Annotated in this window: 13 protein-coding genes; all 13 read left to right on the forward strand. The window is 55.4% G+C overall.

The annotated features are described in order from the left end of the window. Positions 1–45 precede the first annotated feature (45 nt). The 13 genes from FHT28_RS34635 to FHT28_RS34695 all read left to right on the forward strand — a co-directional run bounded on the left by FHT28_RS34635 (position 46) and on the right by FHT28_RS34695 (position 14,838). On the forward strand, positions 46–795 hold the full coding sequence (locus FHT28_RS34635) for an endonuclease/exonuclease/phosphatase family protein (RefSeq protein WP_168598753.1): 750 nt from the start codon (positions 46–48) through the stop codon (positions 793–795). A 259-nt stretch (positions 796–1,054) separates the two neighbouring features. Next, positions 1,055–2,248: a glycosyltransferase gene (locus FHT28_RS34640; RefSeq protein ID WP_168598754.1), complete on the forward strand. Its 1,194-nt coding sequence runs from the start codon at positions 1,055–1,057 to the stop codon at positions 2,246–2,248. 1 nt (position 2,249) lies between these two features. Further along, positions 2,250–3,482 carry an oligosaccharide flippase family protein gene (locus tag FHT28_RS34645; protein WP_210255979.1) on the forward strand — a complete coding sequence of 411 codons (1,233 nt, stop codon included), beginning with the start codon at positions 2,250–2,252 and terminating at the stop codon, positions 3,480–3,482. Next, positions 3,460–3,990: a hypothetical protein gene (locus FHT28_RS34650; RefSeq protein WP_168598756.1), complete on the forward strand. Its 531-nt coding sequence runs from the start codon at positions 3,460–3,462 to the stop codon at positions 3,988–3,990. The genes FHT28_RS34645 and FHT28_RS34650 overlap by 23 nt, the downstream gene beginning before the upstream one ends. Further along, a complete protein-coding gene (locus tag FHT28_RS34655) occupies positions 3,990–5,000 on the forward strand; it encodes a glycosyltransferase family 4 protein (protein ID WP_168598757.1) in 1,011 nt (336 codons plus the stop codon). Before FHT28_RS34650 ends, FHT28_RS34655 begins: the two co-directional genes overlap by 1 nt. 60 nt (positions 5,001–5,060) lie before the next feature. After that, complete coding sequence (locus FHT28_RS34660; RefSeq protein WP_168598758.1) at positions 5,061–6,059, forward strand: phosphoribosyltransferase family protein; 999 nt, start codon at positions 5,061–5,063, stop codon at positions 6,057–6,059. 5 nt (positions 6,060–6,064) lie between these two features. Continuing rightward, positions 6,065–7,219 carry a glycosyltransferase family 4 protein gene (locus FHT28_RS34665; protein ID WP_168598759.1) on the forward strand — a complete coding sequence of 385 codons (1,155 nt, stop codon included), beginning with the start codon at positions 6,065–6,067 and terminating at the stop codon, positions 7,217–7,219. Positions 7,220–7,464: 245 nt separating this feature from the next. Beyond that, the gene (locus FHT28_RS34670) at positions 7,465–8,556 is read left to right on the forward strand and encodes a glycosyltransferase (protein ID WP_168598760.1); all 1,092 of its coding nucleotides are present in this window, start codon (positions 7,465–7,467) and stop codon (positions 8,554–8,556) included. Between the two features lie 39 nt (positions 8,557–8,595). Continuing rightward, positions 8,596–9,924 (forward strand): right-handed parallel beta-helix repeat-containing protein, encoded by a 1,329-nt coding sequence (locus FHT28_RS34675; RefSeq protein WP_168598761.1) that lies wholly within the window; start codon positions 8,596–8,598, stop codon positions 9,922–9,924. Positions 9,925–9,977: 53 nt separating this feature from the next. Continuing rightward, positions 9,978–11,261, forward strand: coding sequence for a hypothetical protein (locus FHT28_RS34680; protein ID WP_168598762.1), 1,284 nt, complete (start codon positions 9,978–9,980; stop codon positions 11,259–11,261). A gap of 808 nt (positions 11,262–12,069) precedes the next feature. Beyond that, complete coding sequence (locus FHT28_RS34685) at positions 12,070–13,197, forward strand: EAL domain-containing protein (protein ID WP_168598763.1); 1,128 nt, start codon at positions 12,070–12,072, stop codon at positions 13,195–13,197. After that, a complete protein-coding gene (locus tag FHT28_RS34690; RefSeq protein ID WP_168598764.1) occupies positions 13,194–13,667 on the forward strand; it encodes a hypothetical protein in 474 nt (157 codons plus the stop codon). The genes FHT28_RS34685 and FHT28_RS34690 overlap by 4 nt, the downstream gene beginning before the upstream one ends. Before the next feature lie 580 nt (positions 13,668–14,247). Beyond that, entirely contained in the window at positions 14,248–14,838 is a 591-nt protein-coding gene (locus tag FHT28_RS34695) for a MucR family transcriptional regulator (RefSeq protein ID WP_348645061.1), read from the forward strand. Positions 14,839–14,936 lie beyond the last annotated feature (98 nt).

The following is a 14,936-nucleotide window of genomic DNA, read 5'->3' on the forward strand; positions in this document are numbered from 1 at the left end:
ATCAACCCTTTGCAACCATCCGCTCAATCCCGGACGCAACTGTTCATGAGAGTCATCCTTTTCCATGTTAGCGCCACTCTGCTGGGTCTGGCGTTGGCTGTTTTTGCCTTGCGATATACCGCTGACTTCTGGGGGCCAGCGGTGGCTTTCTCCCTTCAATTGCACGCAGGTGCGGCAATGGTGCCGTTGGCGCTGTTTTGTCTGGTGCTGCGTCCCGGTGCAGTCTCGCTGACCATGCTGTGTGCAGCCGTGTTGATTATTTGCCAGGCTGCTCTGATGGTTTGGAATTCGCTACCACCGACATTTCTTGTCGAGACAGGAGGCACACTAAACCTGCGGGAGCTGTCGTTTAATATACTGGGCGAAAATCTCGAAAACGGTGGCGCGATCACTGATTACATTCTGCAATCGGGCGCAGACATTGCCTATGTCATGGAAGCCGCCCCGGTTGGTTCACATCTGGATCGCCTGTCAAAAACCTATCCCTATCGAATAGGCTGCGGAGACCATACCAGCACGTGCGACCTGATGCTGCTGTCAAAATATCCGCTTGAAAACATCTATGTTCGCAATCTCAGTGATCTGCGCAAGGATCGATTTGCCATGGCCCGCATTCATCTGGGCGGCACCACGCTGAATCCGGCCGCCGCCCATCTGAGCAAGCCTTACTTTGACAATTACCACGCAGATGAACTGGTGGGACTTGGTGATGCCCTCAGCAAGATTGAGGGTCCCTTGTTGCTTGCGGGCGATTTCAACGCGGCAACCATAGGCCCAACATGCAAGGGCTGTTGAAGCGCACCGGAATGACAACGGCTGGTTTTGAGCCAGCAACATGGCGCGATCGGCGCTGGAATCCTGGGCGTATCTATCGACCATATTTTCATTCGGACGCCGCTGATGGCGCGGAAATTATCGCGTATTTCGTCCAATTTCGGCTCCAACCATTGCGGGTTGATCGCAGATCTTGCCATTCCGGCAGGCGCTCTCCTGTCAGGAACCTGACAGGATTTTGGTCCTTCACCGAACAAGACCTTTGAAAGGCGTTCTCACCATGCAAGAAGGGGAATTCAAGACACGACCGTTGCCGGTTGTGATCCTGTCAACGGCTGATATCGATGCACCGATCTGGACCAACAAGCAGCACATCGCCACACGCCTCGTGGCCGAGCGTGAGGTGCATTATATCGAATCCCTCGGCCTGCGCGCGCCGCGATTGGGGCTCAAGGACCTGCGCAGAATCATAGCGCGTGTCTTGACAATCCTTCGCAAAGAGCATGGTCACCCGACGATCAATTCCACCGGCAAGCGCTGCGAAGCCGTTGATGCGCTGCACAGGCATGTGCCCATGGTCATCCCGTTTCACGCTTTTTCGCTGGTGCGTGCCTTCAACCGATGGATGATCAAGCGCCGCATCCTGCCGCGCCTGCCTGAGCGCTATGCGCTTTGGAGCTTCTCACCCTTGACCTATGGGCTGGAGGAGCGGGCGGCAATGGTCGTGTATCATTCAGTGGATCTGCTGCATACGATTGACGGCATTCCGCGCGAGGCATTGCTGCAAGCCGAGCGTCAACTAATCGCGCGGGCGGATGCTCTGGTTGCCTCAAGCACGGGGGTGGCCGACCATCTGCGGGCACAGCACGCAAACCCGATGGTGTGGGAAAATGTTGCCGATATTGACCTGTTTCAGGGCATGCGTGCGCCGGTCGCCACGCGTGAGCGGCGGGCCATCTTCGTTGGCAATCTGACACCCAGCAAGCTCAACTTTGCAATCTTTGAAGCCATTGTCAGCAAGGGCGTGCGGCTCGCGCTCGCAGGGCCGTTCAGCATTGATGGCACAAAGCGAGACCCCGCACTTACCCGGTTGCTGGCCTCACCGCTGGTCACCTATCTTGGTACGCTGAACCAGCAGGAGATGGCCAAAGAAATCGGCAGGAGCTGGGTTGGGATCATCCCCTATCATCTCAATCAATACACGACAGGTGTGTTTCCAATGAAAGTCTACGAGTATCTGGCTGCGGGTTTACCGGTTGTGGCAACGGAATTGCCAAGCATATCGGACCGTGCGATTCCCGGGGTCACGCTTGCCTCGTCAGAGGGGGTAGCAGAGGCGGTTGCTCGCGCCTGCGCGAGCGAATATGCCCCGCCGCCGGGTGATTTCAGCAAAAACAGCTGGGACTCGCGCCTTGAGCAAATTCGAACACTGCTCGATTCCAACGGAGGACAGGTCGCGGAAGGTGCGCTTTAGGATGCTGATGCGATATATTCGCGAGGCGCTACCGCTCATGCGCAGTCTCTTCGCTTATGCGGCAATGCCGGCCGCAGGAATCATCACGGCCCCCCTTCTGGCGCACGCCCTCGGTGCCACCGGGCGGGGCCAGCTTGCAGGCATTCTGCAGCCCATGACCTTGGCCGGCTCCGTGGCGGCCCTTGGCGTGCCCTCTGCGGTCACCTATTTCATCGGTCGGCAGTACCCGGCAGAAAAGGTTATTCGGTTAGCGGCGATCATGGCGCTGGTCATGACGTTTTTTGTGGGCGCAGCATTGTTCTTCTACTCGGCCACAATTGCCGAGCAGCTCAATACAAACCGGGTTTTCATGCTGATGATTTGGGCGGCATTCTTGCCCAGTGCGTTGATTGCCATTCGCCGCGGCCACATCCAGGGAATGCGCCGATATGGGGCGCTGGATCTGGAACGGATGCTGGCCTCTGCCTTCCGCGTCGGAGCCATCGTCTTGCTCTGGCTCATCGGTGTGAAATCCGTGATTGCGTTTGCTGCTATCTATATGATCGCTGGCCTCGGCGCATCGGCAGTGCTTCGGCTTCCGCGTGGTGGGGATGCCTCATATGCATTGACGCGCCAAAGCAGCAGCGCCGCACCAGAGTTCACGGGAGCATCGTTTTTATCCTATGCGATGCTGTCTGCCTTCGGAACGATTGCTGCCGCGATGTCCGCGCGGCTTGATCAGGCAATCATGCCAGCAATTGTTGTGGCAAACGATCTGGGATATTATTCGGTGGCCGTCACGGTTGCAGAAGTGCCCGCAATCATCACCGCAGTGCTCACGCGCAATGTGTTGGCCGAGGTCGCTGGCGGCATCCATAGAGAAGCGGTCATCCGCTCTATTCTGCTGGGCGGACTGGCGCAGGTGGCGCTGACCATCCCTATCCTGGTGACGCTTCCCTATCTGGTTCCAATTGTGTTTGGCACTGATTTTGCGCCAGCGGTGAAATTGATCCGCATTCTGCTGCTGGGCACGTTTATCGCTTACTGGGCCAATATCGCCGCCACCTATCTCGGTGGGCTGGGCATGCCCGGCTACAACTCGCTAGGGCAGGCCGCCGCCGCATTGACGACGATCCTTTTGTTTTGGGCCGCGTGGCACAGCATGGACGCCATGACGGCAGCCTGGATCAGCGTCTGGTCGCAGGCTGCAGCACTCGCAACAGCAATTGCCCTTGTCATTCGGCTGCGTGCCTAGCGTCAAAGCGGTGGCGTTTCAAAACCAAACAACGAAGACGCAAGCTGATATGCTCCTGACGCAACCCAACCGCCTCTGGCTGTTGTCCACACGGTATCACCGCGAAGGTAAATGCCGCAGGGCGCGCCTGATCAAGACCTATCTCTTCCTGTTTTTCAGGGCGATTCTTCCTCCCGAAGCGGCGCTTGCCGGGCTTCCGGCGCTTGGCCATTTTGCGATGAACATCGTCGTTCACCCCAATGTTTCCCTTGGTCGCGATGTGGTGCTGTGGCATGGCGTCACGCTGTCGGTCAGCGATTCTCCGGGCACCAAGTCGCGATTGACCATCGGTGACCGTGTAGAGATCGGCACGGGTGCCGTAATCATCGCACCTTTACGCAGCAGTTTGTCCATTTGCAACGATGTGAGGATCGGGGCGAATTCGGTCGTGACCCGTTCGATAACCGACCCTGGCACCTATGCCGGTGCCCCCGCAGTTCTCGTCAAACGACTGGAAGGGGTTGAATAATGCATATTCTATTTGTCACTCTAGAGGTCTTTGGTGGTGCAAAGAAAGGCGGTGGCGAACGCTATGTGACGGAACTGGCGCGTGCCGCGCCCGCTCACGGCCTGACCGTGGATGTCGCCGTCGTCCGATCCATGCGGGAATTTGCGGAACTCGTCGATCTCGATGCGCCAGCGCACCCGATTTCACCGCGCCGTTTCTTTGATCTCGTGCGTCGATGTGACATTGTGCATGTTCACCAGCTCAACACCCCCGGTTTTGATTATGCCGCATTGCTGGCCAAGCTGCTGCGCAAACCTCTAGTCCTGACAGACCATGGCGGCGGCGCGCTCACGCCGGGCCGTGCACTCGGGGGCTTGCGGCTGCGTCTCATCAATGCCGCAGGCTATGTGAGCGCATGGAGCAGGCAGGACATTGATCCGACAGGCATCATAAAACAGAATATGGTCATTCTGGGCGGCGGCGATCACTTGCCCGATGCAGAACCGCTTGAACAGAACTATGATTTTGGTTTCATTGGCCGTTTGGTGCCCCATAAGGGTGCGCATATCGCAATTGAAGCGCTGCCCACAGGGCGTCGTTTGATCCTGGCAGGTCAACCCAGGGATCAGGCCTATTTCGCGTCTCTCAAGCAACTGGCTCAAAACAAGGACGTAACCTTCGTATCAGATGCGGCTGATGAGATTGTGGCAAGACTGCATAAGTCTATAGGCTTTCTCCTTGTTCCCTCCGTCGAGCACTATCAAGGCCGTGCTTTCTCACGCCCGGAACTTCTGGGGCTGGTGGCGCTTGAGGCGCTCGCCGCAGGAACGCCCGTTATCGGATCTGATGTTGGCGGGCTTGGGGAGCTTCTCAAAATGGCAGGTCAAATCACCGTTCAGCCGGGCAATGTCGCCAAATGGCATCAGGCACTCTCACGGGCTGGGAGCAGCCATTTTCCATCCGTTAGCAGTTCCGCTTTTACATGGGATGCCGTCGCGCGGAAGTGCATCGACCTCTATCGATCTTTATAGATTGAATTTTGTACTGTGAAGTTTCAATCAATGCGTGATTAATACTGAGGGTCAATCATAATGCAACTGAAGAACTATCAAGATTTACAGAGGGATATTCTTCAAAATTTATGGAAAATTCCGAATGATGTTGATTTAATCGTGGGAATTCCTCGCAGTGGCATTCTGGTGGCGAGTTTTATTGCACTTTCACTCAACTTGCCTCTCGTCGATCTGGATGGATTTTGTTCGGGCCGCGTGTTCGAGACAGGAACGACACGGCGACGGAAAAACAATGCGTCGCATTATCGTCGCGCCCTCATTGTTGACGATAGCAGTCGCACGGGAGAAGCTTTAGCCAAAGCCGTTGAAAAGCTGAATACTGCAAGCAATGCCTTGCCGCCGGTTACGACATGCGTGGTCTACGGCACATCGACTATTCGGGATTCCGTGGATATTGTCATGGAAATCATTGATGCACCACGGATTTTTGAATGGAATATTTTGCATCATCCGGGAATTCTGAAGGACGCTTGCTTGGATATCGATGGCGTTCTTTGTCATGATCCAAACTATTTAGAAAATGATGACGGGCCGGCTTATCTCGATTTTCTCAAGCACGCCCGCCCGCTTTATCTGCCAAGCCATCCCGTCAAGGCGCTGGTGACGAGCCGTTTGGAAAAATATCGTCCCGAAACGGAAGATTGGTTGCGTCGCCACGGAATTGTCTATGGTCGATTGATCATGCTTGATCTTCCAAATGCAATGGAGAGACGCAAAGCAGGCGTGCATGGATCGCACAAAGCGGCTTATTATCGATCAAGTTCCGCGACACTGTTTGTTGAAAGCGAACTGCATCAAGCCCACGACATTGCCAGATTGAGTGGCAAGCCGGTTCTGTCCCTGGAAGGGCCAGAGATGTGCATGCCCAACAGCTTTTCCCCTAAGGCACTGCAACAGCGGATCACCAATATGCGCCTTCTGGCGCGTTGGCTTCGTGGACACCTTGGCGATAAATCGGTTGATCGCCTTCGTGCTATTTATATGCGCCTGCCGCGCGTCAAGTCCAAGAGCCTCTAATCCTCATGAAACTTCTGTTTGTGTCGAGATCAACGCCATTTCATCAACTTGGCGGCATGGAAATAGTGTCATGGGCTCTTGCCAAAACCCTCGTTTCACACGGACATGACGTTGGATTTCTCACCACAGATATCCGTGGAGTTGGTCGCAAAACGCTTGTCGATGGTATCAAGCTTCAAACGCTAGATTGCGCCAGTGGCCGATACTCAAAAGCGTGGTGGCAAAAGTCGCAGGCTATTTTCCTCAACACATACGCTAATAGCGTTGATCTGGTGATGGGTATTGGCGGAGGTGCACACGGAATATTGGATGCCCGGATAAGGACAAAATGTCGAACCCCCGTCGTCTTGCAATCACATGGCACGCCTTGGGGGGAGATTGTTTCCAAATTGTCCGTTCGCTCGCCCATTTCCTGGGCAGGCGCGGTCCGAAACGTCCCTTATCTACTGCGAGACTGGCGGCTTGGTTATTATTCCGGAATCGTTTCTATCGGTCCCGCTGTGGACGCCGCACTCCGGCGGCAACCGATGTCGAAGCTTGTGCGCAACACACCCATTACCATGATTGAGAATGGTGTGCGCGAAGCGGAATTTAGTTTCGATCCGGCAGCGCGCAGCCATTTTCGGCAGAGGCTGGGTATAGGTCCAGCCACAGCTGTCGTGATTTCGCTGAGCCGCCTCATCTTGCAAAAAGGGGTTCGCGAGTCACTGCTGGGCTTTGCGCGCCTTGCTTTGAAGCGCCCGGATATTGCCTATCTGATGGCCGGTGAGGGCAATGCTGAGCCAATGCTGCGAGCGATGGCAAGAGACCTGAATATTTCTGACAAGGTGCATTTTCTCGGACCCGTATCCCGCGGCGATCTTTCAATGGTTTTGAGCGCGGCAGATGTTTTCCTATTCACCTCCCTCAGGCAAGAAGGCTTAGCGATTGCGCCACTTGAAGCGGCAGCGTCTGGATTGCCCGCAATTTTATCCAGCCACCTGAAGCTCCCGGAAATCGTGGCGAAATATGTGCCGCCGACAGATCCAGACGCTGTGGCGGATGCACTCAAAACCACATTGGATGGTCTGCGGATTCGCAACGCATCTCTTTTGCCCAAGCGCTACTCTCTTGAGCACGCGACCACCCGATATCTTCAGTTCTTTGAACAAGCTATTTAACGCCGTTGATATCCGCCGCGGCCGCTTAACCAAGACATCGTACCCCCATCGTTTCTCCATCCGCGGACCTGTTTCAACAATGACGGCTGTGAAGACGTTTTGGCATCACGGCACCAATCATTCTCTCAACGTTGATCTCCCCACCGGTTGATCGAGTCGGGTGAACGGCGAAGCGTTGCGCACGCGCCGCCAAGTTCGCCCCCCAACAATTTTCCCGAGCCACTCCATTGATGAAGGTTAAGATCATGCGACAGCTTGACGTAGTATTAGCCCATGATTATCTCACGCAACGCGGTGGAGCCGAACGGGTCACCATCGAGCTTGCGCGGGCACTCAACCCCAGTCACTTGATAACCGCCATTTACTCTCCGGAAGACGTGTTTCCCGAAATTAACGGGTTTCCCATACGTTCAACCGCGTTAAGTAAAGTGAAGTTGTTTCGTAAAGATTCGCGCCTCGCGCTGCCGTTGCTGGCTTCCGTCTGGAACTCGATCAAGCCGGTGCGCGCGGATGCTGTGGTGTGCAGTTCGTCGGGTTGGGCCCATGCCCTCCCAACCGCAGGCGCGACCCGCAAGATCGTATATTGCCACAACCCTGCACGATGGCTTTATCAGGCGGAGGACTATTTGCTAGACCGCCCTTGGCCGGTGCGGGCGGCATTAAGCATGCTGCAGCCAGCCCTGATGAAATGGGATCGCAAAGCGGCGGCCTCGGCGGATGTCTATATCGCCAATTCCACCTCCGTTGCAGAGCGCATCTGGCTAGTTTATGGCCGCGAAGCGCGCGTGGTTTTCCCGCCGGTTTCGGTTGATCCAACCCAGCCAGCAGAGCCAGTCTCGGCGCTTGTGGGCAAAACCTTCTTCCTGATGGTCGGTCGGTCGCGCGGGTACAAGGGAGCCCAGCCTTTAGTCGAGGCCTTTCGGGGCATGCCCGAGCATATGCTTGCCGTTGCCGGAGGGGGCAAGATTTTGGATGCGCCCGACAATGTGGTGCCGACAGGCTACGTCAGTGAGGCACAATTGCGCTGGCTCTATGCTCATGCGCGGGCCTTGATATCGGTTTCACGCGAGGACTTCGGGCTGACGCCTATTGAAGCCAATGCCTTTGGAACACCCGTCCTGCTTTTGCGTGCGGGTGGCTTCCTCGATTCCACGGACGAAGGCACAAGCGGACTTTTTATGGAAGACGCGACACCAGAAGCGATCCGCGGTGCCGTGCGTGCCTTCCCTGAAACATGGGATACCGCCGCAATCAAGCGCCATGCCGAAAAATTCAGCCCGCACCGTTTTCACGAAGCCATCCGCCGTATCGTCGTGGAAACATGCAACATTGGATGATCTGATCCCGGCTCTGAGACCGAAACTGAAAGAGGGGCCATGCGCCGAAGAACTCTGATCGAAGCTTTGATGCTGTTTGCCACGGCTCATGCTTGCGGCCTGAGACCCGTCAGCTCTGCTCGCGCCGCGATGAAGAGAGAAATCTATGACGTTACCGATTTCGGCGCAAAAGGTGACGGACGGAGCGATAATACCGATGCCATCCGCAGAACCATGACGCGGGCCGCAGCATCGAAAAACCCGACGCATGTTTACTTCCCCAAAGGCAGATATGTCTTTAGCGATTTAGAAGAGCAGTTTGACGACGTGGAATTTAGCGGCGATGCGGCGGTGCTTGTGTCCACGTTGCCGATTGGCACGCATCAACCGGCAATCTGGTTGCATGCAAAGAGGCTTTGGGTACACGATATTGCGGTTGATTATACCGATGCGATTGACGTGCGCCAGCCCGGCATGGTCGAGAGCCGCAAGCCCAACGCCTATGGTTTGCGTCTTGGCGGCGTGCGCGACCCGCATCTGTGGAACGCCGATTTTGTCACGGTCGAGCGCGTTCAGGTCAGCAACGCGCGTGGCGGCGGAATTCAGGTTTCTTATGCCAGCAACGTCACGGTTCGCGGTTGTCGCGTGCGCCAGGTCTTGGGTAATGGATTGGGATTCGATGATTGCGTGATCAACGTTCTGGCCGAAGGCAATGACATCGCCCTGACCGGTGACGACTTGCTGGTGATTGTTACGGACTTTCGTGTCCCCAACGGCACGCGAAACGTAATCTTTCGCCGTAACAGCGTTGCGCAAGGCTATGCGAAGGGCATTGCATCAAGCGGGGTTCACGGCATGATAATCGAGGATAACAAGGTGAGTGATACGTTTGCCGGGGGAATCGTGGTGTTCTCCGACAGCTATTATGGGCTGGGCAGGTCGATAGATGTTACGGTGAGTGGCAACACTGTTAAATACGCCGGGCACTTTTTCGGCGAGGGCCAGTTTCGCAAGCGAGCCTCATCCGTTGGCAGTTCAATTTACGTCGCGGGCGGATCGGCCGATGTCGCCATTCGCGCCAACACGCTTATTGGATCGGTGCGCGACGGTATCGTGGCGACGACGATCAAGGGCCTGTCGATTGTCAAAAACGTCGTGCTTGACCATCCGGGCGTCGGCATATTGGTTGGTGATCCGAGCGATAAGGACATGGAGCAGGTCAGCAATTTTCAAATCGCGTTTAATACCGTCCGTGGCAATCGTGACGGCATCATCGTGGGGTCGGCGACAAACGGCACAGTGACGGGCAACGCGATTGCGCTGGACCCGGACAGGAAGGGTCACGCTCTCCTTGTGGCCAATAGCCGGGCGGTCATCGTTCAAAAGTGACGCTCTTAACGACCGCGCAACCCATCTCCTGCTGCCGACGCTAAAGGTGAAATTTGGACACGCTGAACCAAATTCTATTCATCGGAATCTGCCTTATAACCTTGTTTCGCTTCTTCAGGTTAACGCAGCAGAACATGTCCTGGAGCGGCTTACTGTCGGCTCTGGCATGTGTGCTGTACATCATCTGTTTGTATGGCTCTGCTCTGATGCAAGTTGCTGGGTTAAGCAGCACGAAACTTTTAGGGCCTCATATTCTGCCGCCCGCACAAGCTTATGAACTGGGTGAACTTGCAGGCAATTGGACGATTGAGCTGTGCGTCATTCTGCTGGGTGAGATTTTGGCAGGCTTTCTTGTGTCTCATCGCCAGCCTGTAGTTCCGGCGCTCTCTGAAAGAAACATAAGTGAATTCAACTTTATAACACGCAACGCCGCATTGGTGCTGATCGTCGTCGGCTCTGTATCAACCATCGCCTTTCACTCTGATCTCTCCAGCCGTGCAGATGGTGGTCAGGGACTGGTGACCGTTCTCAAGACCTGCCTCGCTGTCGGGCTGAGCGTGCTCGCCTTCAACAACTTCTTCAATCAAAGGATTTTTTATTTTGTCAGCGCTTGCGGGATGATATTTCTCATCATCGGCGCGGTCAGAAGTCCGATTTTCTCGGTGGCCATGGCTTTTTTTGCTGGCAAAATCGCACGTCGGGAAATCACCATGGCCATGCTGATGCGATATTCCGCGTATGGCCTGGCGCTTGCTATCGCGGGCGGCGCTATGTCCAACTTCCGAGGCGACGTCCTTTCGGGAAGAGGGGCTGATCTGTCTACGGCTCTCTCGGAGTCAATCGAGAACCCTTTCATCGCCGTGTATGGTGGCGGGATCGATACGCTTGACGGCTATCGCCTTGCACAATTTGTTCAGCCCAACGAGCCGGCTCGCCCCGAAAATATCCTTGTGGCCATTACGACGTTTGTGCCGCGTGCCCTTTGGCCGGAAAAGCCGCTGGATTTGAGCATCGACATCACCAATCGCTATCTGCGGTGGGATCAAGGCGGTATTTTCTTGTCGCTGGTCGGCTATCTCTCGATCGCATTTGGCGGCTATATACAGGCACTTCTGGCGCTCTTGATCCTGATGATTGGACTGTGCGGAATATACCAAAAGACGCGTGTGAATTTCTATGGCTTCACAATTATCCTGATGACCTTCCGCCTTTTTCTTGGCGGTTCGCCATTCGATGTTTATTATTGCCTCGTATACAACCTACTTTATGCTGCCGCGAAATTCCCATTCAAGCTGATGTGGGCTGGGTACGCTAGTAAAACAAACTCGGGCGCATAGCGTGCATAAGCTTATAGCGCTCCGTCTCTCACCAGAGCATCAAGGACGTCGCTCGCTTGCGGACGTCGATAGGCCGCGCCTACGCGTAGAAAACAACGCTGGTGCGATTATGCCCTACGCGCCGCGCCGACGATCCCGGTCAATTGATCCGGATCGATATAGTCAGCCAATACGCACAACGATATCGCCACCGCAACCTCCCACCGTTACGCCGGTGCCTGCCTCGAACCCGGGTGACTTTGCCGTTCGCTTACCGATCTAGCGCAGCCGCTCAAGGGTGCTGTCAACGGTTCGATCGTCCCCGAGATAGTACCTCATAGCGCCATGCATAAAGGCGCGTGCGACTCCCGTCACCAGTACGCTTCCGTCACAATACCCGCCTTCGCGTCATCTGAGTATTGCCGCGGCTAACGCCGCGATGAAGTTGCCGCCAAAACGTGTGAATGTTCATGCGGTCCTTCAACGCCTGCATCAGCGAAAATTCTGCTCCGTCCTTCCGATCGCCTGAAGCTGTCCAGCGGCCAGGTGCGTTGCTCTTCTTACCATCCGCGACTGAACGCCGTTAACTGGCCTGACGATTACCCTGAGGACGCGCGCAAAACAGTTAGTGCCGTCCGCAATTTCCGATATCCGCCCGCAATATCAAAGAGGAGTGTCACATGCGCGAACCTATGCTGAGGGAACTATTGCCAATCCACCCCATGTGCGTGTCCAGGATCCCTGGAGTTCGTTGCGCCCGCGTCGGAGCGATCCTCGTGTTTGCCGCCCCAGGCATTCATAGCCACGTCTTCGCTTGTGGATGGGTAGCATGACACGGCTCCCACCATCCTTTGATGTGATCATCGATAATCTTCCTCAGATCGCTGCGGCATATTCTGATGGCGCCGCCGCGCGGGTACAGCATGAAATCTGGAAACGTTTCGCCAGCGCGTTCAGAACGGAAGCTTGGACTATCAGCGAAAGGCCCGGGGGGGTGACAGTAGCGCTTAGCGGTAAGGACGCAGCCGAATGCCTGCGAGTCGTACACGTGGAGGCAGCGCTCGTAGCAGCAGCGCGACGCCCGGTGGCCATAAAGACACAACAGATCGTGCCGAGCTTGAGCATTAGCTTCGGTGAGCCAAACAAGTTTGCTCCGCTTGCCGAACTGGACGCCGTACAATACCGGATAGACATGTGTGCCGCAGCGCTGGCCTATGAAGCGTTGAACGCCGGTGAATTGCGCTTCGCGGAGCAGCTTGTCGTTGGTGGGGAAGACTATGCCCGACCGTTCTATTACGAGTGCCTTGCCCGCTTGTTCGATGTAGACGGCGCTATTGTTCTTCCACGAAGCTATATTGATGCTTTGGAACGTCTCGGTCTCATGCGTGTCTTCGACTGGCATGCTGTTCGCGAGACCATCCGCCAGCTCCAGAACCGGCCCGATGTCGTGCTGGGCTGCAACGTCTCGGCACTTTCCGCAGTAGATGATATCTGGTGGACTTCCGCTCTCGCTGAATTGCACCGCCGCCCGGACATTGCCAAACGGCTAGTGATCGAAATCACGGAAACCGCAGCACTCCCAAGTATGGCGGATGCCATGGCTTTCATTTCGGCAATCAAGGGGACGGAGGCACGCGTGGCGCTTGATGACTTCGGTATCGCACACCACTCCACCGATTTTGCATGTGAAGCGAACTTCGACATCGTCAAAATTGATGGGTCATACGTGCGCAACCGGCTTTCCGGTAATGGGCAAGATCTCCTCGCGTATTTGGTAAGGCTTGTAAGTGAACTTGCGCCAGTCGTCGTGGTCGAGGGGATAGAGAGCGCCAATGACCTACGAGCGGCCATTGCAACCGGCGCTAAATTTTTTCAAGGATATTATTTCCAGACGCCGGTATTCCCGGAGCATTTGCCTAGCCGGTCTCTTACGACGGGGTGGGAGAAGGTCCGTTGACAGACGAAGATAGTAAGAACCGTAGTTGGAGATTGGTGAAGGGCAAGGTCCGACTGCGCGGGGGGGAGTCCCTTCTAAGTCTTGCAACAGTTAACTCACAGACAGGGAGCAACAGAGTCAATGCATTGCTTTCCCGGTTGGCCAAGCTCAAGCCTCTTAACGATCGCCCGGAGCATGCTTGGGCCCACGCCCATATCTGCGACCAGCGAGCATACCGTATTGTTAGCGATCCGACGCTGGGGTTCGGAACTGACGATATTCAAACCATTATGTCCAACTACCAGGCGGGATTGATCGCCGCGCTGGACGGTTTGAGTTTTTCGTTTGATGGCCCGATAAACCAGAATTTTGGCCACGATGAACTTCGCGACGTGACCGCAATGGGGTTTCGGCATGGCGATGCAATACGACAATGGTGGTTAAGCTACACCGCGCTCGTCGGAGCCTATTTCGATGGGACGTCGTGGTGAGAGATGAGCCAAGTACCCCGGCTTCAAACTAAGCATTGCTGATGCTCATCCGATACTAGCCGGTTGAGCATCGACTCCAGTGTTTCGCAGGCGGCGTAATCCTGCTGATTTTGGTCTCGATCTGCATGCTATCGGCGGTATCGCTTACAGAAATGGCCAGAAAACGGGTATCCTATCGCACCTGATGGTGGGTTTGGCCACCATCTCTATGCGGTCTCCGTGGCGCATCGTCGCCCCAGGAAAGTTACCAGGACTGGGTCGTTTGCTGTAATCCAGCATCCCCCTCAAGCCGGAGCGGCCAATCGAAATCCGACGAAGCGATGCGGCATGAGCAAGCAGCAGATGGAGAGAGGCAAGCAAAACAACGCGTTTTCGCCCCCGAACTGTCTCCGTCGCAAAGTGGGCTCGTTGCAGTGCTACTTCCCCCACTGGGCTTTCGCTGGCCAAAGGGGTGGGCATTGCACGTCGACGAAGGGCAGGAGCGCTAGCCCCACTCCCTCCGGACATGCGTTACGGCCGGATGCATGGTGGAATTACTTTCGACGCTCTGTTTCTGGCCGTTCTCCTGAGGGGCAAGGTGTTGAAGATCAACGCGGTCACAGATGGCGGCATTGACGCGCCATCCACTGTTTCGCTCAAGGGTTTTGGAGCCGCGAACGCAAGAATTGCCGTATTGCCCATTGAATGGTCAAACGGAGTTAAGAGGAGAAGGACCGTGGCAGACGAGATGTCTAAATCCAAGCGGGGGCAGCATGCCGAAAGCATGCAGACCCTGACAGCAAAAATTGTTTGCGCATATGTTACTAAGAATTTCATCAGGCCCGAAGTATTACCGAGGTTTATCAGTTCTGTCTATCAAGCTATTGATATTGCCAGGAAAAAATCGATTTCCGGGAACGGATCGACTGACGTGCGGGGGGCGCTGCGCCCGGCCGTCCCGATAACATTATCCATAACACCAGATGCCATTTTTTGCCTTGAAGACGGAAAGAAGTTTAAGTCAATGCGGCGGCATTTGACTGTATGTTACAATATGACGCCAGATGAATATCGTAAGAAATGGGGGCTGCCTCCAGATTATCCGATGGTCGCCAGCGACTATTCGGAAAGGCGATCTAAATTAGCCAAAAAAGCCAGATTGGGCCGCCGCAAGCGCGAACTTGCCCTTTGATGGAGCGTTGGTGCATCGGTCGCTGAAAGAACGGATTTCTGTCTTTGATGCTCTGGCTACGCGGTGACGGTTTTGCAGCGGACGGATTTCGGGCGTGC

This window comes from Rhizobium sp. SG570 (assembly GCF_012275345.1).
Classification (GTDB): Bacteria; Pseudomonadota; Alphaproteobacteria; order Rhizobiales; family Rhizobiaceae; genus Rhizobium; species Rhizobium lusitanum.